At 39.2% G+C, this 23,815-nt stretch carries 19 protein-coding genes; 12 read left to right on the forward strand and 7 right to left on the reverse strand.

Annotated elements, in window-relative coordinates; translation table 11 throughout:
* Positions 1 to 466: 466 nt before the first annotated feature.
* The 3 genes from I6F50_RS18610 to I6F50_RS18620 form a co-directional block, all read right to left on the reverse strand.
* The gene (locus tag I6F50_RS18610; RefSeq protein ID WP_197176993.1) at positions 467 to 3,394 is read right to left on the reverse strand and encodes a TonB-dependent receptor; all 2,928 of its coding nucleotides are present in this window, start codon (positions 3,392 to 3,394) and stop codon (positions 467 to 469) included.
* A gap of 413 nt (positions 3,395 to 3,807) precedes the next feature.
* Entirely contained in the window at positions 3,808 to 4,506 is a 699-nt protein-coding gene (locus tag I6F50_RS18615; RefSeq protein ID WP_197142791.1) for a metallophosphoesterase, read from the reverse strand.
* Between the two features lie 214 nt (positions 4,507 to 4,720).
* Entirely contained in the window at positions 4,721 to 4,969 is a 249-nt protein-coding gene (locus tag I6F50_RS18620; protein ID WP_197142789.1) for a YfhL family 4Fe-4S dicluster ferredoxin, read from the reverse strand.
* A gap of 218 nt (positions 4,970 to 5,187) precedes the next feature.
* On the opposite strand from I6F50_RS18620, the gene I6F50_RS18625 reads away from it, so the two are divergent.
* Positions 5,188 to 6,081 carry a LysR family transcriptional regulator gene (locus tag I6F50_RS18625; protein ID WP_197176995.1) on the forward strand — a complete coding sequence of 298 codons (894 nt, stop codon included), beginning with the start codon at positions 5,188 to 5,190 and terminating at the stop codon, positions 6,079 to 6,081.
* A gap of 44 nt (positions 6,082 to 6,125) precedes the next feature.
* Here I6F50_RS18625 and I6F50_RS18630 read toward each other — a convergent pair whose 3' ends face one another.
* Positions 6,126 to 6,998, reverse strand: a complete 873-nt coding sequence (locus I6F50_RS18630) for a DMT family transporter (protein WP_024591184.1) — start codon at positions 6,996 to 6,998, stop codon at positions 6,126 to 6,128.
* Positions 6,999 to 7,624: 626 nt separating this feature from the next.
* On the opposite strand from I6F50_RS18630, the gene I6F50_RS18635 reads away from it, so the two are divergent.
* Positions 7,625 to 8,005 (forward strand): GreA/GreB family elongation factor, encoded by a 381-nt coding sequence (locus I6F50_RS18635; protein ID WP_197141625.1) that lies wholly within the window; start codon positions 7,625 to 7,627, stop codon positions 8,003 to 8,005.
* A 231-nt stretch (positions 8,006 to 8,236) separates the two neighbouring features.
* Here the strand turns inward: I6F50_RS18635 and yegQ are convergent, their stop codons facing one another.
* A complete protein-coding gene (gene yegQ, locus I6F50_RS18640) occupies positions 8,237 to 9,622 on the reverse strand; it encodes a tRNA 5-hydroxyuridine modification protein YegQ (protein WP_197176997.1) in 1,386 nt (461 codons plus the stop codon).
* Positions 9,623 to 9,901: 279 nt separating this feature from the next.
* Between yegQ and ndk the strand changes: the two genes are divergently transcribed.
* From ndk to der, 9 genes are all read left to right on the forward strand, one after another.
* Positions 9,902 to 10,333: a nucleoside-diphosphate kinase gene (gene ndk, locus I6F50_RS18645; protein ID WP_007377442.1), complete on the forward strand. Its 432-nt coding sequence runs from the start codon at positions 9,902 to 9,904 to the stop codon at positions 10,331 to 10,333.
* 167 nt (positions 10,334 to 10,500) lie between these two features.
* Positions 10,501 to 11,631, forward strand: coding sequence for a bifunctional tRNA (adenosine(37)-C2)-methyltransferase TrmG/ribosomal RNA large subunit methyltransferase RlmN (locus I6F50_RS18650; RefSeq protein ID WP_007583420.1), 1,131 nt, complete (start codon positions 10,501 to 10,503; stop codon positions 11,629 to 11,631).
* Positions 11,632 to 11,757: 126 nt separating this feature from the next.
* Positions 11,758 to 13,596, forward strand: coding sequence for a type IV pilus biogenesis/stability protein PilW (pilW, locus tag I6F50_RS18655; RefSeq protein ID WP_197176999.1), 1,839 nt, complete (start codon positions 11,758 to 11,760; stop codon positions 13,594 to 13,596).
* On the forward strand, positions 13,593 to 14,462 hold the full coding sequence (locus I6F50_RS18660) for a RodZ domain-containing protein (RefSeq protein WP_007583424.1): 870 nt from the start codon (positions 13,593 to 13,595) through the stop codon (positions 14,460 to 14,462). Before pilW ends, I6F50_RS18660 begins: the two co-directional genes overlap by 4 nt.
* A 5-nt stretch (positions 14,463 to 14,467) precedes the next feature.
* Entirely contained in the window at positions 14,468 to 15,586 is a 1,119-nt protein-coding gene (ispG, locus tag I6F50_RS18665) for a flavodoxin-dependent (E)-4-hydroxy-3-methylbut-2-enyl-diphosphate synthase (RefSeq protein WP_007583427.1), read from the forward strand.
* 398 nt (positions 15,587 to 15,984) lie between these two features.
* Positions 15,985 to 17,265, forward strand: coding sequence for a histidine--tRNA ligase (gene hisS, locus I6F50_RS18670; protein WP_007583429.1), 1,281 nt, complete (start codon positions 15,985 to 15,987; stop codon positions 17,263 to 17,265).
* 19 nt (positions 17,266 to 17,284) lie between these two features.
* Positions 17,285 to 17,905 (forward strand): tetratricopeptide repeat protein, encoded by a 621-nt coding sequence (locus tag I6F50_RS18675; protein WP_165740736.1) that lies wholly within the window; start codon positions 17,285 to 17,287, stop codon positions 17,903 to 17,905.
* Between the two features lie 10 nt (positions 17,906 to 17,915).
* Positions 17,916 to 19,094 carry an outer membrane protein assembly factor BamB gene (gene bamB, locus I6F50_RS18680; protein ID WP_197141631.1) on the forward strand — a complete coding sequence of 393 codons (1,179 nt, stop codon included), beginning with the start codon at positions 17,916 to 17,918 and terminating at the stop codon, positions 19,092 to 19,094.
* 73 nt (positions 19,095 to 19,167) lie between these two features.
* Entirely contained in the window at positions 19,168 to 20,634 is a 1,467-nt protein-coding gene (gene der, locus I6F50_RS18685) for a ribosome biogenesis GTPase Der (protein WP_024592997.1), read from the forward strand.
* A gap of 80 nt (positions 20,635 to 20,714) precedes the next feature.
* On the opposite strand, the gene I6F50_RS18690 is transcribed toward der, so the two are convergent.
* Both I6F50_RS18690 and I6F50_RS18695 read right to left on the reverse strand, forming a co-directional pair.
* Positions 20,715 to 21,218: a zf-TFIIB domain-containing protein gene (locus I6F50_RS18690; RefSeq protein WP_197141633.1), complete on the reverse strand. Its 504-nt coding sequence runs from the start codon at positions 21,216 to 21,218 to the stop codon at positions 20,715 to 20,717.
* A gap of 35 nt (positions 21,219 to 21,253) precedes the next feature.
* Positions 21,254 to 21,841, reverse strand: coding sequence for a DUF4202 domain-containing protein (locus I6F50_RS18695; RefSeq protein ID WP_165740663.1), 588 nt, complete (start codon positions 21,839 to 21,841; stop codon positions 21,254 to 21,256).
* A gap of 228 nt (positions 21,842 to 22,069) precedes the next feature.
* Here I6F50_RS18695 and I6F50_RS18700 point away from each other — a divergent pair, with 228 nt between their 5' ends.
* Positions 22,070 to 23,797 (forward strand): DUF885 family protein, encoded by a 1,728-nt coding sequence (locus I6F50_RS18700; RefSeq protein WP_165740662.1) that lies wholly within the window; start codon positions 22,070 to 22,072, stop codon positions 23,795 to 23,797.
* Positions 23,798 to 23,815 lie beyond the last annotated feature (18 nt).

Consider the following 23,815-nt stretch of genomic DNA (forward strand, 5'->3'; position numbering starts at 1 on the left):
TTAGAACTCAATCTGTACGAGTGCCCACACAGATGATTGCTTTATATTGTTAAAGAACGTTTTGAGTCGCTTTAGCGCCTCAAGGGATGCGAATAATACACCCTTTATTTTTCGAGTCAACACTTAGTTTTAAACTTTCTTTTTAGAAGATTTAAAACCGAAGTTTTATTTAACTCTCTGAGTTGTTCGTGCCTCGCTATGCGTTGGCGTTTCCTGTCTCAGTGGGGTCGCATTATAGGGAGATTCGAGCGGGGGTCAATGTTTTATTTCAGCTTTTTGACAATTAAATGAATTTAGTATGAAAGCTATACAAATAAAGGGCTGCAGAGCTTTATTTGCCTATTAAACAACCAACATATGAGCAGTTAAACTATGTGCATACATAAAACTACAATATTAGGTGCGTTAGGCTAAGCCAACTACAGTTTTTAGTTGGCGTTTAATAAAGTCTTACGTATGCCGTTAATTAAAAACTATAATTAAAGCCTGCGTAATAGCGTCGTCCTGAATAGCTTGAATTAAGTAACCGTGCATCTGTATCATCACCTAAACGCGTTACCGATTCCGACTTAGTTAAATTAATAACAGCAGCTGTTAAGCTTAGCCCTTCATACAAATTAACCGATGCATTAACATCAACCTGTTCGTACGGATCTTGATATACATTTAAACCACTATTAAGGCCTAATACTGTCTCCCCTCGTTTGTTATATGAAGCGCGCACATTAAAAGCGTCACCTTCATAATAAACAGAGGTGTTGTACTGATACTTTGCACTGCCTATTAATGCCGATTGACCAAACTCTTTACCATTTACGGTTACATCTGCTTTGTTAGTTTTGTTATAAGTGTAGTTTGCGTAAAAACCAAAACCATTATCAAACGCATGCTGAATAAATACTTCCGCGCCTTTAGATATTGCATCGGTACCATTACCTACAGTGCTATACGGAGCTATATTAATAGTATCTGCATCAACTATATTATTTTTACCGGCAAAGCTTTGCTCTGCATCTATTATTAGTGGCACAACAAAGTTATCTACTTTCTTATGAAAAAGTGCCAATCCAACCGCAGAACCCTTTGCATAATAATACTCAATAGATAAATCAGCTTGCACCGATTCAAATGGCTTCAAGTTTTTATTACCACCACTGCCGCTAAAACCTGGCTGTTCATTAAATGCAGCTCTATCATTTGCCCATTCATCCGATACAAACGTAATACGCTGCTGCGCACCTAAATCGCTGTAATCAGGACGAGACATTACTTTTGCTATTGCCCCACGAATAACTAAATCGTCAGTTGCATCCCACGCTATATTAAAGCTTGGTAGTATTTGAGTGTCTTCGTTTTGCTGAGTGACTAATTGATAGTCTTCTACAAAGCGTGCATCACCAGTTACTAGCTCGCCTGTTTCATCATTTGTGTGATCTAATTGGTAGGTATATAAGTCGGTAGATGAAGTAAATGTTTTTGTTTGCACAACACGCACGCCAAAATTACCTCTTACTTCACTAAATTCAAAATCGCCTTGTATATAAAAAGCAGATATCTTCTCTTCAATGTCGTAAACAAAGTTATCTTCAATGCGTGTATAAGGTACATAGTTAGCAGTGACCATATCGCGGTATTTGTCCCAGTCGATACTTGGCATTTGGTTTATATCAAAACCCCCTACTATATTACTCTCACTTGTAAATACATTTTGAGCTAATGGCATTCCACCATTCCATTGGTAGCTATCAAAACGAGTAATACCTTGCTCGCTTGCTTCGCCCGCAGCAATATCAAAATTAGGATCTAAAAAGAAGGTGTTACCAGTTTCACGATGAAGCGTGGAGTTACGGTATTTAACACCGGTTCTAATTGTTTTTAAAAAGCCCCAATCAACATAAAAATCCACATCAGCTTGGTAATAATCTTCTTCTAACTCACTGCGTACAAAACTTGAGTTTGAAGAGCCCGCATCACGACCGCCTCCAATTCCATTTTGCAAGTTAGCTAGTGTATTTGGGTCAATATTAAGTGACACATTATTTTGGTTGAGTGACCAGCCTGCCATTTGAGCAGCATTTTGAATAGCAGTGGCGTTTTCGCCCGCGTTTGAGCTTTTATATGCAGCTTCCCAGCTTTCTTCCGGCCCCCCTTCTGATTTTGTATTACCCACGACAAAGCGCGCTTTAAAATTATCGCCTTCATAAGTTAAATTAAAATCAAAGGTATCGGAGGTGGATTCTTCACGTACATAACTGCCGCGCATCCATGGAAACTGCATATCACTTTCAATACCGCTTGCCATCGCATCGTATTGCATACCTGTAACAATAGCGCCCGACTCATCAAGATTTACATCAGTTAAAAAATCAGAATTTAAAGACCACTCAGGTATATCAATCACAGATTCAGTTCTGTCTTGGCCGAGTGTAAAGCCAAAGTAATTAAATCCAAGCTCTAAACGATTTGTTGGTCGCCACTGTGTACTAACTTGAATTCCTTCGCGCTCACGTTTTTCGTTAAGAACTGAGCCTCGCACAACTTGTGGAAACCAAATACCATCGTAACTGTTGCCGTTTGCATCATTAATAGTATCCCAACCATTATTGTTATTAACTGCGTTACCATTTATATCTGTAGGTTGTCCACCGCCAGTGTAGCGCCATACATTTGCATCAGTTCCTCCCGAAAGTGTCCTGTTTGTTCGTTCCTGATAGGTATAGCCAACTAATACACCAAAGTTTTCGTTGTCGTTTTTCCATGAATATAAACCCGTAAACTGCGGTTCGTACTCTTTTGTAACATCAGCGTAAGTACTCTCTACATTAAATACACCTGAGTTTGCATCCATACTCAAAGGCTTTCGGCTATGCATTAATACAGTACCACCAACCCCTCCTTCATCTAAGCGTGCCTCTGGCGATTTATAAACCTCTACACTTTCAATCATCGAAGACGGTAACAAAGCATAATCAAACGAACGCGAAGGCTCTCCCGGAGAAGACGCAATAAAATTACCATTAAGCTGTGTAAAAGTTAGCGCCGACGACAAACCACGAATACTGACTGATGAACCTTCTCCGCCGTCACGCTCAATTACCACACCAGGTACACGCTGAAGAGAGTCCGCAACGTTTTTATCAGGGAACTTCCCAATGTCTTCCGCTGTAATTGCATCAACCACTGAGCCAGACATGCGTTTTACATCTAAGTTTTCGGCCATACTTGAACGGATGCCACGTACCTCTATTACTTCCATATCTTTTGTGTGCTGCGAGTTTTCGTTTTCTTGCGCTGCAAAAGCACACGTAGAACCCAAAGCAGAAAAAATTGATACATAAAGTGATGACTTACAAAACGTTGAAAAAGGGAAAGGGTATATACTTGCTACTATCATGTGAGAGGCTGTTCCATTTAAATCTGCTCATAAAACTAAAGCGAGAAGTTAGTCCTTTTACGCAAATTATTCACGTAATGGCAAAAATTGTTCCCAATTCTACACAGCCAAACTTAACCGTTTGTTAACCAACAATATTAAATTAAATAAACGTCTCTTTTAACTGTATTTATACCTATTAAATGAAAGTTAAAACCCAGCCCACACATCAAATCCGCTCTCAATTAACAAACTAAGAGCGGCTTTGTGGTATTTAATAGCTTAATGAAATAATTACAGTGCAAAAATCATCATAAAGTGTATACAAAAAAACGAAGGGGATAATTAGATGTGGTAGTCAGCAGTTTATACTTTAAAAAGCAAAACTGCCGGATGATATTTGAAAGAAGTAACAATTGCTAAATAGCGCTTGGTTAATCAAGCGTAGCAATAACCACTGAAAGCTCGAGTAATGTCGGCTTTCCACCATAATAATTGGTATCTATATGATAGCTATTACCCACCCAGAAAGGTGCTTTAGTTGAGTTATGTCCATGTATTGAAAAGTCGACTCCATGACTTTTAACTACCTTATTTTGTTTAACTACTTCGCGATCCCACAATAGAGATTGCACAATCACCGATTTATCATCAGGGTAATTTTCCCAATCCCACGATTGGGCAAATGTATGAGACAACCCAATTTTATAACCACGATATTCAAGTACTATCGAAAGAGGCTTAGTTAGTAACTCATCGCACATAACATTGAGCTTTTCACTCGATACCGACTTGTGCCAATTGCCACCATTGTCAGTCCATAATTTAAAAGCCGCTTCATCATTACTTAATAATGATTCCAACATTAAATGCTCATGATTACCTAATATCATACATGCCCTAATGGCTTGTAAGTATGTGAATAAGTCATATGTTTTATCCCCGCGATCAACAAAATCGCCTAGGCAAAACAAAGTATCTCTTTCAGGGGTAAAATTTACGTTATTAAGTGCGTTTTTTAAGGCCGGTAAATCACCATCAAGATCGCCAATTACAAACACTCGGCACTCATCATTAATAAATATTGCTTGTTTTGAAGATACAGCCTGAATAGCGTTAATACCTATATGCAAAATAGACTCCTATAGAATGCAATCTAAAACTTAGATTAATACTTGAGTTTATAAAGCCTTAAGGTAACACAATATAATTGATAATTAATGAAGGTAATAAAATTTGATTGAAACTAAAAATGCATGACAGCGGACTTTAACTACAAGCTAAATAAGTAATGTAGATAGTTTTTAGCCAATAGTAAAAAGCGGCTTAGCAAAATACCTGAACAAGTTATAAGTTCGTTAGCAGCACAAACTTATCAGCCAGCTCATCTAAACTTTCACGCTTATTAGGATCGGGCTTTATACAGTCAATAGGGCAAACACTTACACAAGTAGGTTTATCATAATGCCCTACACACTCAGTACATTTACTTGCATCTATTTGGTATATTTTAGCGCCCATATAGATAGCCTCATTAGGGCACTCTGGGTCACACATATCGCAGTTAATGCATTTGTTATTTATGAGTAGAGCCATTTTCTAGCCTTTTCAATTAAAGTTCATATAAAACAAAAAATGAAAAAATAGAACATTTACTGCTTTATTTTAAATTATATGATTAACAGCGTTAAATTATGCATTTTATTGACTTTTTCTTTGTTGATCTTTATCAATAAAAACTTCTGGCTTCTCTAATGAAATTCTAAAGCGTCGCTGTTAATATTGCCTACATCCTAAACAATAAAGTAGTTCTGATGGCAGCTAATTATTCTCTCGATGATTTACGTTACTTTTGCACCATAGTAAAACTAGGTAGCTTTAAAAAAGCATCAATAAGCCTTGATATTTCACTATCAACTTTGAGCCGTAGAATACGTTTATTAGAGCAAGCTCTGCAATTAACGTTACTAAATCGAGATGCCCATCGAGTTACACTTACGCATACTGGCGAATTATATTACGATCGCTATCGTAAACTGTTTGATGAAGTAGAGTGTATTGAGCAAGCACTTTGTGATGAGAAAGACCAACCTAAAGGGAAAATTAGGATCTGTGCACCCATTTACATGGGTAAACATTTTTTAAGTGCTATTTTTTGTGATTTTTTACTGCAGTATCCCGATATTCAACTAGATTTACGCTTTTCAAATAACCTTATTGATATTGAAAAAGAAGGGATTGATATAGCGTTTAGAGTAAGAAATCCTGCCATTGATAATTGGGTTATTAGGGAGCTTAAGCTTACTCACAATATATTATGTACTCACTTAAATCATGATTATCAATCCATCACTCATCCTAAGCAATTAGAAGAGCAACCAAAAATTACGTGCGTTGGGTTGGTACCGTGGCAATTAAAAAATCAGCACACGAACGAGGAATATAGCTTCAACCCAAACACACATGTTCGATTGGAAGTTGATGAAATTCAAATGATGAAACAAGCCGTTGAGTCTGGCGTAGGTATTAGCTACATCCCTGATTATATAGCATTACCACTTATTAAAGCAGGAAAGCTTAAACACATTCTTCCTGACTGGCAAAGTAAAGGGCAGCCATTTTCTATGCTTTATCGCGACAGAAAACAAATCCCTTATCGAGTGCGATTACTTATAGAGCATGCACTGCAACACTTTACTAAAATGTAGCAGTGTAGGCTTTTCACAGCAAAGTAATTAAGCTAATTCATCTTTTAAAAACTAAGCCTTAGTACGATTACACCTAAAAATGCCGTTGTTAATCCTATAACTTCTTGCCGTGTAAAAGACTCTTTTAGAATGATGCGTGAGTACAACAAAATAATTAAAATATTCATACCTGAAATCGCTGAAACTAGCCCTGTATTACCAATAGCAAAAGCCGATATTATTGCAACCATGCCAGCCACATTAGTTAAACCAATAAGTAACCCGCACGAAAATGTTTTACCGGCAGACCAATACGCTTGAGAAGAGCCTTGCTCTGCTAGCATTTTTTTACGCTTTACTAACCAACTAACGGCAAAAAGAAAGCTACCAAACCCAAACATAGACGTTAAAGTTGCAAACGTATCCGCCTCAAGAAGCGTTGATTGCTTACCCATTAAATCATTAAATGCAAAGGACAGTGCCGCGAGTAATCCCCATTGCGCGCCTTGTAAGTTACTTAATGAGATATCGCTGGAGTAGCGAATAATATAAAGGCCGCCAAAAATAATAAAAAAGCCGATTAATTGAATAACAGTTAAGGTTTCTTGCCATAATAAAAAGGCAAATAAAAGCACAAATAAAGGCGTTAACCCCGACAGAATACTAATTAAAGACGCTTTCCCAACCGAAAACCCCTTGTGTAAAAACCCATTAGCCGCAAAAGATCCAAAACCTAAAGCGAGTCCAACAGTAATGTCAGCCCAGCCGTACCATGTGTGCTCAAACACCACAGTACCTAGCGCACTAATTATAAATCCCACAAAAAAAACACCGAATAATAATAGATTACGATTAATCTTTTTTTGTGACGTCCATTGGTACATTATTCCTCGCGCACCAAAAAAAACAGTGGCGAGTAATGCAAAAATTATCCACATATAAGTGAGACCCTTTATAATTTACTTTGATAAACCCGAATAAAAAGTGGTTATTTAACATTGTTGAATGGAGTAACTATTACATAAAGGTTCAGCAGTAAAGCACGTAGCCACTACAAGAGCGTTACCCGATACCTAGCTTCTACTCTATAAAATAAGCAGCTTAGGCTTCACATAATAAAATACTAGCCACACAATTACACTTTAATAAACAACAACACCAGTATATTTAATCTATAAATATTATAAATAGGCATAAGTGGCACTATAGATCCCATAAATAGCACTTAACTATTTAGTCGCTTAGCTTCAATCAAATAGTGAGCAACTAACACACAGAAATAACAACAATTTAGTGAAAAAACGAATTTATAAAAACATAAAAAAAACAGTTTTAAACTGTCATTTTATCGCCAATATATTTTTAACCTAAAACTCAATTGACTTTATTTTTAAACTCAATATGATTGATTTAAACAAAGAGGATAATATGTTTACTTTAATCACATATCTGCTAAAAACAAATACCACCTTCGGAATTTAAGCCGAGTGTAACCCTTACACTCGGCAGTTACACTGTACCTTTATATATTTAAATTCGATTTAGTTTTTGTGGGGATTAGTCCGTGCTTTCTTTTCTGTTCGAGCGTAAAAAATCTTTCCTGTCTAAAAATGACTTCACAGACGCAGCGGTACTATTACAACCGTTAAAGCTTGCGTATTTACTACAAGAAGTCGAGTATTCACAGCGGCCTTGGTCAAAATTCAATCCGCATGTACAAATTAATAGCACGGTGGTTATTAAAAATATAACCACCGGTTTTAAGCGCCGTATAACTTTAGTGCCTCCAAACCAACGAAGGCACTTTATTAATGACGTATCATTTCACTCTCCTCTTGGGGTCGCTCTTTTAGGGCATAAAATAAATCATATTATTGAATATAAAGAAGCTGGGGAATCCCACCTTTGGGAAATAATAGCCATTAATATTAAGGAGGAAATATAGAGTAAATTATTTCAATTTTTATTTATTAATTTTATATATTTAATTGGAGTTATTTGTAATGAGTAAAGAAAAACCTAAAAAACATGCAAGCAAAACATTAAAACAAAAACGTAAAGAGCGAAGAGATAAGCTAAAGCAGCTTGAAAAATAATTAATATTATTTTAAATAAAGTCGCAAACTCGGGGTTTTTATAACCCCGAGTTTTTTGAAAAAACTATATTCAGCTGTAGCTAAACAGCTTGTTTAAATGGATTACGAGTATCTTGGTGTTCCTCAAGATTACGCATTAAAATAGCATGCGCTAAGTTAATGTCTTCATCTAGCAGTATTTTTACAATGTGACCGGAGCCTTTAGCATCGCTAATACTTTCGCCCTTTTTGTTTTCCATATATTCAAGCTTAAAAGTAAAGTTACCTTGTGGTGTCATAAGCTCTAAAGAGTGGCCTGTACAAAATTTATTTTTAACGTCTATTTCAACTAATCCATTTTCGCAGCGCCCAAGTACTTCACCCACAAATTGCTGTTTAGTTGATACCGAATGACCGTACTCATAGTTTTGATAATCTTGATGAGCGTGGCGTTTTAAAAAGCCTTCGGTATAACCACGATGCGCTAAATTCTCAAGCGTTTTAAATAAGTTAGTATCAAATGGTTTACCCGCAGCTGCGTCGTCTATTGCTTTGCGATAAACTTGTGCTGTGCGCGCTACATAATAAAATGACTTAGTACGCCCTTCTATTTTTAAACTATGTACACCCATTTTTGTTAACTGCTCTACGTATTGCACTGCGCGTAAATCTTTTGAGTTCATAATATACGTGCCGTGTTCATCCTCAAACGCAGGCATATACTCACCAGGGCGACCTTGTTCCTCTAGCATAAATACATCGTTACTTGGCGCGCCTTCACCCAGTGTAGGAATAACCTGTTTTGGGTCAATTTTATGCACCATTTCGCCGGTTTCATTTTCAACCCCAGGTTTTACATCATAATCCCATCTACATGCATTAGTACACGTGCCTTGATTTGGGTCGCGCTTATTTATATAACCAGAGAGTAAACAACGTCCTGAATACGCCATACATAGTGCACCATGTACAAATACCTCAAGTTCGGTGTCTGGGCAGAATGTGCGTATTTCGGTTATTTCTTCGAGCGACAGCTCCCGCGATAAAATAACGCGTTCAATTCCCTGCTTTGCCCAAAATTGTACACTCGCGTAATTTACCGCATTTGCTTGTACCGATAAGTGAATTGGCATGGCTGGCCATTTTTCACGAACAAGCATAATCAAACCAGGGTCTGACATAATCAGCGCATCGGGCAGCATCGCAATAACAGGTTCTATATCACGTAAATACGATTTAACTTTGGCATTATGCGGCGCAATATTAGACACCACATAAAACTTTTTATTTTGCGCATGGGCTTCACTAATGCCGACTTGCAGAGTGTCTAGGTCAAACTCATTATTACGTACACGCAAGCTATAACGAGGCTGCCCCGCATAAACCGCATCTGCGCCATAAGCAAACGCATAGCGCATGTTTTTTAAACTGCCTGCGGGGCATAGTAATTCAGGAATAAAAGGCATTGAAGAAATAACGGGTGACATGTGCGCTCCATACATCAAACTGGGTTTAAGCCAGTTGCATAAGTAGTTAACCTGAACTCTGAAAAATAAATCTATCCCAAGCAGAATTCAGATTAGTCATTAACAAATAAGTAAACAGAAGCGCGGCAGTATAAATGCGGTCAATAATTTGTATTTGATCGAGATCACAAAACGACAACCAAACTGGTTTTTAATAAAATTAGGATTTTTCACTTAAAACGCGTATAATTCGCGCCCGTTAATATTCACACTTTTACTTAAAATTATTGGAGCATAAAGATGGCTTTAGAACGTACTTTTTCAATCGTAAAACCTGATGCAGTTGCTAAAAACCACATTGGCGCTATCTACAACCGTTTCGAATCTGCTGGCCTTAAAATCGTTGCAGCTAAAATGGTTCACCTTTCACAAGAGAAAGCTGAAGGTTTCTACGCTGAACATAGCGAACGTCCTTTCTTCGGTGCTTTAGTATCTTTCATGACATCTGGTCCAGTAATGGTTACAGTTCTTGAAGGCGAAAACGCTGTTCTTAAAAACCGTGAAATCATGGGTGCTACTAACCCTGCTGAAGCACTAGCTGGTACTTTACGTGCAGACTACGCTGATAGCATCGACGAAAATGCTGTTCACGGTTCTGACGCTGTTGAATCTGCTGCTCGCGAAATCGCGTACTTCTTCGCTGACGAAGAGCTTTGTTCACGTACTCGTTAATTCGAATTCGTTAACATATTGAAAAGGGCTTTCGGGCCCTTTTTTAGTCATTACGTAAAGTATTAATCAGAAACTCATGATGTTTTACTTAATGATTAAAGTGAGTGAATTGTGTACAATTCGTCCTCGTAAATTTTATCTCCACCGTCACCGATTGAGGTTGTTTCATGACCGAGCAAAAAAAGATTAACTTATTAGATTTAAACCGAGAAGCAATGCGCGAGCTATTTGCATCGTTCGGTGAAAAGCCGTTTCGTAGTGACCAGGTGATGAAATGGATTTATCATTTTGGCGTAGATAACTTCGACGATATGAGCAACGTAAACAAAAAGCTTAAAGAAAAACTTAAAGCTGAGTGCGAAATTGTAGCGCCAGAAATCACTGTGCGCCAACAAGCAAGCGACGGTACTATTAAGTACGCACTTATTCTGGAAGGCGGCCAAGAAGTAGAAGCCGTTTGGATCCCTGAAAAAGAGCGCGCTACGTTATGTGTATCATCACAAGTGGGTTGTGCTCTTGAATGTACTTTTTGTTCTACTGCTCAACAAGGCTTTAACCGTAACTTAAAAGTATCTGAAATTATTGGTCAAGTTTGGCGTGTAGCTAAAGATATAGGCCTTGATGGTCATAGCGAAAAGCGCCCAGTAACTAACGTTGTAATGATGGGTATGGGCGAGCCTTTACTTAATCTTAAAAACGTAGTGCCAGCAATGGAACTAATGATGGACGATTGGGGCTTTGGTTTATCTAAGCGCCGCGTAACATTAAGTACTTCAGGCGTTGTACCTGCTCTTGATTTACTAAAAGAGAAAATTGACGTAGCACTGGCTATTTCACTTCACGCACCCGATAACGCACTGCGTGACATTTTAGTGCCAGTTAATAAAAAGTACCCTATTGAAGAATTTTTAGCCTCGTGTCGTCGTTATATCGATGGCTCAAAAGCAAATAAAGATGTAACGGTTGAATACGTTATGCTTAACGGTATTAACGACAGCACCGATCAGGCGCATGCATTAGTGCAAACGTTAAAAGGCACACCTTGTAAGGTAAACCTTATTCCGTTTAACCCGTTTCCGGGTAATGAATACACGCGCTCAAGCAATAGCCGTATTGACCGTTTTTCAAAAGTATTACAAGCAGCAGGCGTTACCTGTATTGTGCGCCGAACTCGCGGTGACGATATTGACGCTGCTTGCGGACAGTTAGTAGGTGATGTAGTTGACCGTACTAAACGTTTAGCTAAAAAGAAAATGCGTGACGATAACGCAATTAGCGTTAATATCCACCAAGCATAATCTGTAACCACCCTATGTTAATTAGTCATGTAGGGTGGTTAAGTTGTTTATTTTTAAATAAATGATGCAACAACAAAGGTTTTAGGTAAGATAGGCGCCATGGACTAAAAATAAAGAGATAAGGTAATGCGATCTATACTTGCTATAACACTATCAACACTTGCCTTAAGTGGCTGTGTTAGCGAAAGTAGTTATAACGGCAGTAATAAGCCCGTCGTCGAAAATAAAATTAATAATACTGGCGCAGCACGAACACGAATTGCTTTAGCCCTACAGTATTTAAAAACGGGTAATAACTCTCAAGCCAAATACAATTTAGAACGTGCAGCTGCATTTGCTCCTGACCTACCTGAAGTACATTACTCTCTTGCTTATTACTATCAACAAGTAGGCGAAAACCCGCTAGCTGATAAAGCCTACCAAAAAGCACTCGAAATAAAGCCTGACGATCCTAATACCCTTAATAACTACGGCGTGTTTTTATGTGGTATTGATGAATACGATCGTGCAACTGATCAATTTTTAAAAGCCATTGAAGTACCAAGTTATATTCGCGTTGCCGAAAGTTACGAAAATTTAGCCTTGTGTGCTATTGAATTTGATGATTTTGAAAATGCAGAAAGTTACTTTCAACAGGCACTTAATCACAGCTCTCAGCGTACATCTACGTTAATTAGTTTAGCAGCGCTGTATTACGCAAAAAGTGACTTATACAAAGCCAGTGAACTTTTAAAACGCTACGAAAGCACAGGTCGAGTATCTTCTCGCGCATTAATGCTTAGCTACCTTGTAAAAAACAGAATGGGCAGAATAGAAGAGGCTGAAAAAATTTCCAGCACTATCTTACAAACTTACTCTAGCAGTAACGAAGCCTATGCATTAAAAGAGAAAAGAACACGTTTTAATGAGTTTGAAATACTGCGAGAAAAATACCGTAAAGCGCAGTTAAAAGAACTAAAAAATGACGAAAGCGGCGCGCACGTTAGTTCAAAACCAAAAATAAAAGTAATCAGAAAGAAACGTTCACCACAAGACGGTTCAACAAGCTTGGTAACAAACGACGAGCAAAAAACAGATAAAAAGCTCGCAATAGCAAATAACCAAGATTTAAATCCAGTTATAGTAAGAGAAAAGCAAGCTAAGACGGTAAAAAACACGGTCAGTAAGCAAGCCGATGAAGCAACCGTAATAGCAAAACAAATAACAACTCAAAAAGAAGATGCTCCTAAAGTCGTCGCGCCAAGCAACCCTACCGATACATCGGCTGTTATGCTTGCACTTACTACTAAGCACGACTCTGCAGATTCCGTAGTAGCTGCACCTAAAAAAGCTAAGCCCGTTTACGAACCTCAAAAAGAAGTTATAGCAACAAAACAACCAGCTAAAGCCGATGACGAAGTTACAATAATTTCGTTTGGCGCACCTAAAACAGGCCAGTTTAATTCGCAGCAAACTAGTAACTATAGTAATTCAGTTCCTGCAGTTACCGCTCAAAAAAATAGTAGTGACGTGGTATTCTACGAAGCGACTAAAAATACAACTGTATTTAAAAATAGCAGCTATCAAAATGATGCAGATATTGAATTTAAAAGTTACGAAGCAGTACAAAAAACAGAGCTCCCAATGCTTAACCCTAAAGTATCGCCTTTACGCGTGCCATTTCACGTAATTGCTGTTGGCGAAAACCTATTTAGCATTTCGGTGCGATACAATGTTAAACTACAAAAGCTCCTGCAATGGAATGGTCTAAAAGAGTCGGATCGGGTAATGAATGGAAGTAAAATATACCTAAACGATCCAAATATTTATTACGAAATTAAAGCTGGTGATTCCCTTTACGATATAGCTACCCAGCGGCATGTATTAATTGATGAATTAATGCGATGGAATAAATTAAGTCCTGATATAGCACTAAAACCAGGGCACAAACTTTTACTAGTGGATCCAGACTCATACACATTATGAATGAAGAAAATACGCAAACACAGAGCGAACAGCCAACTGTAGGCCAGATATTAAAAAATCACAGAGAACAAGCGAACGTTAGCATAGCGACTATTGCTGCACCGTTAAAGCTGTCTGAACTTCAAATTAAACGCCTTGAAAATGATGAATTTACATTACTAGGCCCTATTACTTTTGTTAAAGGCTATATAAAAAACTATTGCCGTGAATTAAAAGTAGATAGCGCACCTATATTAGCAATGATGCCAGCCCCACCGGAGCCGGCTAAACCCGCTAATATGCAGAGTTTTTCACGCCGTACAGAAAAAGAAGCAAACGACAGCCGCTTAATGTTTTTTAGCTATTTAATTTTAGCGATTGTTATTGGCTCATCTGCTTTATGGTTTTGGCAAAACGCGACACCTATTGAAGAGCAAACGAGTAACATAAACGTTGCCAACTCAAAAATGAGCGAGCGCCAAGCCGCTCAACCCAGTATTTCAGAGCAACAGCAACAAGCCGAAATTGACGATGAATCATTATTAGAATCACAAAGCACGTCTAGTGAAACATCAACAAGCCCAGAAATAGTTAAAGAAACGGCTCCTATTGCTTCTAACAGCGCAAGTCAAGACGATGCTAGCAGTACAATTGTCATGAACTTTAATGGCGAAAGTTGGGTTGAAATTTACGACGGCGAAGGCGAGAAAATAGCATTCGGCGTTAAAAAAGCAGGCTACATTATGACCGTAAGCGGTACGCCTCCTTTTTCAGTTGTGCTTGGTAAGCATGACGCTGTAGACATTACTTTAAACGGTGAACCTGTAGATGTTTCTGCATTTCCTCAAAACCGTTTAGCCAAATTTACATTACCACTAGCAGAGTAGTCGCTATGTTTTCAGAATCTCCAATTAAACGCAGAAAATCCACCCGAATCAATGTAGGTAACGTCCCTATTGGTGATGGTGCCCCTATTGCAGTGCAATCAATGACCAACACCGACACCATGGATGTTGATGCAACTGTTGCACAAATACAGGCAATACAAGATGCAGGTGCCGACATAGTCCGTGTATCAGTACCAACAATGGATGCAGCCGAAGCGTTTAAAAGTATTAAAGAACAAGTAACGATTCCGCTAGTAGCCGATATTCACTTTGATTACCGTATAGCCTTAAAAGTGGCAAAATACGGCGTTGATTGCCTGCGTATAAACCCAGGGAATATAGGTAGTGAAGAGCGTATTAGAGCCGTAGTAGACTCAGCACGCGAGCATAACATTCCTATTCGTATTGGTGTAAATGGCGGTTCACTAGAGCGCGACTTACAAGAAAAATACGGCGAACCAACACCAGAAGCCTTATTAGAATCAGCAATGCGCCATGTAGATATATTGCGCCGCCTTGATTTTGACCAATTTAAAATATCAGTAAAAGCGTCTGACGTATTTTTAGCTGTAGGAGCATATCGCTTACTCGCTAAAGAAATAGACCAACCATTACATTTAGGTATTACCGAAGCGGGCGGCATGCGCTCAGGCTCTGTTAAATCTGCAGTAGGTTTAGGTATGTTATTAGCCGAAGGTATTGGCGATACCCTGCGTGTATCACTTGCTGCCGATCCTGTTCAAGAAATTAAAGTCGGCTTTGATATCTTAAATTCATTGCGCATTCGTTCGCGTGGAATTAACTTTATTGCCTGCCCTAGCTGCTCACGCCAAGAGTTTGATGTAGTAAGCACCATGAACCAACTTGAAGAGCGCTTAGAGGATATTATCGAACCTATGTCAGTTTCGGTAATTGGTTGCGTTGTAAATGGACCAGGTGAAGCGCTTGTGAGTGATATAGGGCTTGCCGGTGCAAATCGTCGCTCTGGTTTGTATATAAATGGCGAACGCCAAAAAGCGCGCATTGATAACAACAACATTGTTGATCAGCTTGAAGGTTATGTACGCGACTTTATAGAAAAAAAGCAGAGCCAAACACCGATTGACATAAAAATAGTCGAATAAATACCGTTTAAGGTGGCAAACCCCGTGGTTTGCCGTTTACCTTTATAGCTAGTGGATACCCAAACGACCCCAAGATACAGAATTCAGCGTTTCACAGGCTCTTAATATCAAGGCGTTACTTTGCAAGAATGGCAATCCCTTTTAAAAAGTAACAACGATGAGAGTAAGTGTCTGTGAACCGCCCAACGGGTTGGTTTAAAAGCGATTTATACTGCGTTATTGATTTTAACAATAGAACCACTATTACTTTCAATCAATGCCTTGCCTAAATCGCTTTTAATTCCAACTGAAACTCGCATCATGGGGTCATTTGGGTATATAATGACGGGTCAATTTTTAGCATTCTTGTTGTGTAAGCATTTTTCATTACACAAAAAAACAGCATTTAGGATTTATCAGTGGCAAAACAAATTCAGGCAGTTCGCGGTATGAACGATTGTCTGCCGGGCGATACACAAGTTTGGCAGAAAGTAGAAAACATTTTACGCGAGACAGTAGCATCGTTCGGTTATCAAGAAATTCGTTTTCCTATTGTAGAATCAACCGACTTATTTAAACGCTCTATTGGTGAAGTTACCGATATAGTAGAAAAAGAAATGTACACCTTTGCCGATCGCAATGGCGACTTATTAACACTTCGCCCAGAAGGCACCGCAGTATGCGTACGTGCTGGCAACCAAAATGGCTTACTATACAACCAAGAACAACGCCTTTGGTACATGGGTCCAATGTTTCGTCACGAGCGTCCGCAAAAAGGTCGTTACCGTCAGTTTCACCAATTTGGTTTAGAAACATTTGGTATTGCTACAGCAGATATAGACGCAGAAGTTATTTTATTAACAGCGCAACTATGGGAAGCCTTTGGTATTACTGACCACGTTCGTTTAGAGCTAAATTCTTTAGGGTCTAACGAAGCGCGTGCAGATTACCGTGATGCGTTAGTAGCCTACCTTGAGCAACACATTGATGTGCTTGATGAAGACTCAAAACGTCGTATGTATTCAAACCCATTACGCGTACTTGATAGCAAAAATCCAGACGTACAAGCAATTTTAACTGATGCGCCTAAATTGTCTGAAAATTTAGATGCTGAATCAAAAGAACATTTTGCAAATTTATGTGAACGTTTAGACGCTGCTGGCGTCTCATATACGGTTAATGAAAAGTTAGTACGTGGTTTAGACTACTACAACCGCACTGTATTTGAATGGGTAACCGACAGTTTAGGTGCACAAGGCACTGTATGTGCTGGCGGACGTTACGATGGCTTAGTTGAACAACTTGGCGGCAAAGCAACGCCAGCAGTTGGTTTTGCAATGGGTCTAGAGCGCTTAGTATTATTACTACAAGCACTTGAGTGTGTAGGTGACATTCGTCGTAATGCTGATGTATATTTAGCAGCAATGGGCGACAAAGCAAGCATTCAAGCACCTGCAATTGCAGCGCAACTACGCAAAGACGTACCGGGTTTGCGCGTTATGGTACATGCGGGCGGCGGCAACTTTAAAAAACAATTAAAACGTGCTGATAAAAGCGATGCACTTGTTGCAGTGATTATTGGCGAAGATGAATTAGAAAAAGGCGTTGTGACCATCAAGTATTTACGCGAGCGTAAAGAACAAGTCACATTAGAATTAGAACAAGCTAAAGCGCTATTAGCTGAGCTTATTAACGGCTAAGCGAACATTAGAGGTAAGAATGGACATTTATTCAACAGAAGAACAACAAGCAGAAGCCATTAAACGCTTTTTCCGTGAAAACGGCATTTCACTTGCGCTAGGTATACTTGTTGGCCTAGGTGGCTTATATGGCTGGAAAGCATATAACCAAAACCAAATTACTACCGCTGAAAAAGCATCAGATTCATATACAACACTTGTTGAAAGCGATGATGTATTATCTTCAGCTGATGCGTTTATTAGCGAAAATAAAGATACAAACTACGCAACACTTGCAGCATTTGTAGCTGCAAAAGACGCAGTAGAAGCGAAAAAACTAGACGTAGCAAGCGAAAAGCTAAGCTGGGTTGTGTCTAATACGCCAAATACAGAATTAAAAGCAATTGCGATTACACGTTTAGCACGTGTTCAAATTGCGCAAACTAAATATGACGATGCATTAACGACATTAAATGCACCATTACCTGAAGCGTTCAATGCAAACGTGGCCGAGCTTAAAGGCGACATTTACACTGAGCAAGGTAATAAAGATCAAGCACGTACTGCATACCAAGCAGCAATAGATGCGGGTGGATTAACAAGTAACCCACTATTACAAATTAAGTTAGATGACCTAGCAGTAACTAGCCCAGCGGCATAAGGTTTTAGGCATGAAAAAATTTACAACAGCAGCTCTTGCCCTATGTATGGCAACATTGATGGGTTGTTCATCAAGTGATGATGAAGATGAACTAGTACTTCCTGAAATTGTAAACCAATTTGAAACTGACGTTGTTTGGCAAGAATCTGTAGGTGATGGCGTAGAGCATTATTTTTCTCGTTTAACACCCGCAGTTTACAAAGATACTGTGTATGTTGCTAGCCGCGAAGGCCAAGTAGAAGCGCTTTCGCTTGATAATGGCGATACAAAATGGGAAACCGATGTACGCCAAGACTTATCATTTTGGCCTTGGGCTAACAACGGAAATGCAAAATTATCAGGTGGTATTTTGCAAGCCTATGGTAAAATTTATATAGGTTCTGAACACGGCTTTATTATTGCTCTTGATCGCGAAACCGGTGAAGAAGTTTGGCGTAAAAACGTACCAGGCGAATCACTGTCTAAACCAACAGCAGGCGATGGCTTAATATTTGTAAATTTAGGCTCTGGTAAATTGTTAGCCCTTCACCCAGATACAGGCGAAGAGCGTTGGAGCTTTGAACAAGAAGTTCCACCACTAACATTACGCGGACAAAGCTCGCCAACCGTTGCTAACGGTGGTGTATTAGTAGGCCTTGAAACAGGCAAGCTAAGCGTATTAATTTCAGACAGTGGTTACTCAGCATGGAGCGCAGAAATTGCGGTTGCTAAAGGCGCATCAGAATTTGAACGCCTAGTTGACGTAGACACTCAACCACTTATTAGCGGTCCATACGCTTACGCTATAGCTTACAACGGCAACTTAGCTGCTGTAGATATTCGCTCTGGCAATGTTGTATGGAAACGTGAGTACAGCAGCTACCGCGAAATTGCGATGGATGCACAAACAATTTATTTAGTAGATAGCGATGGTGTTATTTACGCATTAGATAAAAATTCAGGTATTGAACGTTGGAGCCAACCCGCTCTACGTGGTTGGTACCTAACAGGGCCTGCAGTTGCAGGTAACCACTTAGCTTTAGGCGACCAAGAAGGTAACCTACATTGGCTAAATAAAGAAACTGGCGAGCTAGTATCTCGTGAAGACTTTGACAGCTCGGGCTTTTTTGTTGAGCCAGTTGTTGCCGACGATAAGCTAATTTTATACACCCGTGATGGTGAAGTTAGTATGGTAAAAATACCAAACTAAGTTACTAATAGTCATATGGTTTTTTAAGGCTTCGCACTGCGAAGCCTTTTGTTGTTTTTTAAAGAGGTAGTTTATGCTTCCCGTGATCGCTCTAGTTGGGCGACCCAATGTGGGCAAATCCACATTATTTAACCGTTTAACACGTACTCGTGATGCACTCGTAGCCGATTTTCCAGGTTTAACACGAGATAGAAAATATGGCCAAGCTAGTTACGATGGCTATGAATTTATCGTGGTAGACACGGGCGGTATTGATGGCTCAGAAGAAGGCATCGAAATCGAAATGGCAGATCAATCTCTGCTAGCCATTGAAGAAGCCGACATTGTTCTGTTTTTAGTAGATGCTCGTGTAGGTATGACCGTAGCTGACCAAGCAATTGCTAATCACTTGCGCAAGCAAGATAAAAAGTGTTTTGTTGTTGCTAATAAAACCGATGGTATTGATGCAGATTCAAACTGTGCTGAATTTTACCAATTATCATTAGGTGAAATTCATCATATTGCTGCATCGCATGGCCGTGGTATTACGTTATTACTTGAGCAAACACTTCAGCCGCTTATTGCTGAATTAGCTGCACAAGACGAAGACGTAACAGGCGATGACGAAGAGCTTATTAATCTTTACGAAGAAGATGAAGACAGCGATACCGATCACCAGGCATTTGCAGACAAACCTGTAAAGCTTGCAATTATTGGTCGCCCTAACGTTGGTAAGTCAACGCTTACAAACCGTATACTGGGTGAAGATCGCGTAATTGTATACGACATGCCAGGTACAACACGTGACTCTATCTACATTCCGATGACTCGAAATGAAAAAGAGTATGTGTTAATTGACACCGCAGGTGTTCGTAAGCGTAAAAAAGTAAGCGACGTTGTTGAAAAGTTCTCAGTAATTAAAACGCTTCAAGCAATCGAAGATTGTAACGTTGTGTTATTGATTGTTGATGCTCGCGATGGTATTTCAGATCAAGATTTAAGCTTATTAGGCTTTGCTCTTAACTCAGGTCGTTCATTGGTAATTGCAGTGAACAAATGGGATGGCTTAGACGATTACGTTAAAGATCGTATTAAATCAGAGCTCGATCGCCGTTTAGGCTTTATTGACTTTGCACGCCTACACTTTATATCTGCACTACACGGTACAGGTGTTGGTCATTTATTCGAGTCTGTTGACGAAGCGTATGAATCAGCTACTAAACGTATAAGTACTGCAATGTTACGTCGTATTATGGACATGGCTCAAGCCGATCATCAGCCACCACTTGTTCGTGGTCGCCGTGTTAAGCTCAAATATGCCCATGCCGGTGGCTATAACCCACCACGTATTGTTATTCACGGTAACCAAGTTAAAGATTTACCAGATAGCTATAAACGCTACCTGATGAACTATTACCGTAAAGCGCTTAAAATTATGGGCACCCCTATCAAAATCGAATTTAGAGAAGGTGAAAACCCATTTGCTGGCCGTGTTAATAAAGTAACACTGTCGCAAAAACGTAAAATACGTGCGTTTGCCAAAGAAAACCGTAATAAATAAACTTTTCAAGAGTTAGTTTATTACAATAAAAACGGCGTACTTTTTAGTACGCCGTTTTTGTTTTAATATGTGATTAAGAGTTACAAACCAAGTAAAGCTAAGCGCACTAAGTTCTCCACCGTGGCTTCATGCGCACTTTTATTTTTATTAGTTGGCGTAAACCTAGAAGCAGGTAATTTAATAGTTATAAACCCATGATTGGTTGCCATTTCGTGGGCTAACAGTTTACGCTCTCGAGGTGTTAAATGGTTTTCGTGTATTTTTGCCAGCTCGCCGCTATCAAGCCATATGCCTGCACAGCCTGGGCATTCGTCTATTTCGACAGCCTTTACTGGCGAAAAATACCTGCGCATCATCACAATGCTTATGCACTTTGGACAATTAATTCGTAGCGATACATCGTATTCACTCTCGATATGATCACTCAAATATTTAAGTAATACCTCACCGTGCTTTAACTCTGGCGAGCTAAACTTAAAAATTTGGCTGTTATCAAAAAATACGCCGCCTTGAGCTGACGTAAAGACAGTAAAACCGCCAACAAGTAAAGGCTCAAGTGGCGTATTAGTTCTAGGGCAATACATTTAAAATTCCTTTTTTATTTTTATACTTTTATTATTTATTCAAGCGCTTTATGAATAAGCCCAACTAGCGGCGCGGGTAACGTAATATTACCTGTAAGTACAAACTCGTGTGCCTCATCTGACATTTTTTGCCATGTACGGCGAATAATACCAATCCATTTTTCTTCATTGTAATCTGGTTTTGCATTGGCAAACCCAAGCATGTAGTGTTCAATAAACACCAAACTCGCTACATCTTCTACTAATTGGCTATCTGGATTGCGCTTAATATCTTTTTTAGCAACAGCGTTATAAACACGGTTTTGGTCCGTATCGTTAAACCCAGCTTGTTTCATTAATTCAACGGCTAGTGACGCATGAAAAATATAAAGTGCGCTGCGCCATTGATGATAACCCTGCTTGTTCATTTCAAAGTCACTACGTGGCGACTTCCAACGCTGAATATGCTGTGCACGCACTGCAACTTGCATGAGTTCATCGGCATCTGGTTTAAAACGAGTTAGCATTTCGCTCATACGCAAGCCGTATAAGCTTTCTTTTGGAAAGCTTTGCCCATTGTGCTGCTCAGTATTAGGGTCTTGGTTATTAGCTTCATCAATCAGCGTTATTACTTTATTAAACATGACGGTCTTTTATTGTAATTAGTTTTAATCATTCTAAACGCTGATAAAACAATAAACTAGTGGCCCACTCACTTCAGCGGTGAAATTTGTTCAATCAAAAAGTAAAACCAATTGATACTGGTTATAAAAGTAAGCGCATTAATAAAGTTAACTTGGTACTATATTAAAAACAAAAATGATAAATGTGCGTACACTAATAAAAATTAACGCGCTAAAAATGAGAATAATATGTTCAAAAAAACAATTTTAGCTATTTGCTTAGCTGTAGCATCACTGCCGAGCGCAGCCGATAGCAATGCAGATTTAAAAACCATTATTGATAACCATTGGCAAAATGCAAAAGCCGAAAAAATATTCTTTCGTACCGACCCTGATGGTTGGAAACCCAGTGGTACATTACCAAATTGGACCGAACAAGCCATTGCAAAGCGCCAAGCTTATAATAACAATGTATTAAAAAACTTAAGTAAAATAGATCCTAAAACGCTGAGCAGCTCGCAGTTAATGAACTACCGTTTATTTAAATACGAGCGAGAAACAGAGCAGCAAAGTTACCTTTTTCAAGATAAGTATTTTCAGGTTAACTTTTTAAGTGGCTGGCATACCTACTTTGCCGAAGCACCGGCTAATATGGCATTTTTAACACCTGATGATTACAACGCATTTTTAGTAAGCCTTGCCGACTACCCTCGCTTTAATCAAGAAAACATTAACTTGATGAAGGAAGGCATTGAAAAGGGTTACACCCACTACTGCAAAACATTTGAAAATTACAGCCAGAGCATTAACGCTCATATAGTTAAGCAACCTGAAAATAGCGCCTTATACGAGCCCTTCACCCGTATACCAAATACATTTACAGCAGAGCAAAAGGCCACATACCAAAACAAAGCTAAAGCCTTAATTAGCTCAAAAGTAGTACCAGCTTATCAGCACTTTTACGACTTTTTTGAAAACGATTACATGCCTAACTGTAGAGCAGAGCCAGGTATTTCAAGTGTTAAAGGCGGGCTTGAGTATTATAAATATGCGGTAAATTATTACACCACAACCAATGCAACACCCAAGCAAATACACGAGCTTGGCTTAAAAGAAGTGGCGCGTATAAAAACGCAAATGCAAAACATTATTGATAAAGTAGGTTTTGACGGCACTTACAGCGATTTTTTAGAATTTTTAGCAACCGATGAGCAATTTTACGCAACAGACGCGCAAGACCTGCTTGAAAAAACAGCCTTTATTACGCAAAAAATGTATGGCAAATTACCAACCTACTTTAATCATTTACCGCGTAACACCTTTACAATAAAAGGCTCAGCGAGTCGTGGCGCTTTTTATATGCCACCGGCTGATAACCGCTCGCCGGGTACTTACTTTTTAGCCTCAACACCTAAGCTACAACCTTTATATAATTTAGAAGCACTAAGCCTACACGAAGCAATACCAGGGCATCATTTACAAAACGCCATTGCAATGGAGTTAGACGTACCTGAGTTTAGACGCACACTTAGCCACTCAGCATTTGGCGAAGGCTGGGCACTTTACACTGAACGCTTAGGTAAAGAAGCCGGCTTTTATCAAAACCCATACAGCGACTTTGGTCGTTTAGGTTACGAAATGTGGCGCGCAGTGAGGCTTGTTGTTGATACCGGTATTCATGCATTTGGCTGGAGCCGCCAAAAGGCAATAGACTACTTAGCAGATCACACTGCATTGCCACAAAGCGCAGTGGAGGATCAAATAGATCGTTATATCTCATGGCCAGGCCAAGCGCTCTCGTACAAAATGGGCGAGCTAAAAATACGCGAACTACGTGCAAAAGCGGAAAAAGAACTAGGCGCTAAATTTGATATTCGCAGCTTTCACGACACCGTTATTGGCCAAGGTTCATTGCCTATGTCAGTACTTGAGGATGTAATAAACGATTGGATAGCAGAGCAAAAATCAGCTATTTAAAAACAATACTTCAATAAG

The sequence above is a fragment of the Pseudoalteromonas sp. NZS127_1 genome (assembly GCF_015864295.1).
In the GTDB taxonomy this organism is placed as follows: domain Bacteria; phylum Pseudomonadota; class Gammaproteobacteria; order Enterobacterales; family Alteromonadaceae; genus Pseudoalteromonas; species Pseudoalteromonas arctica.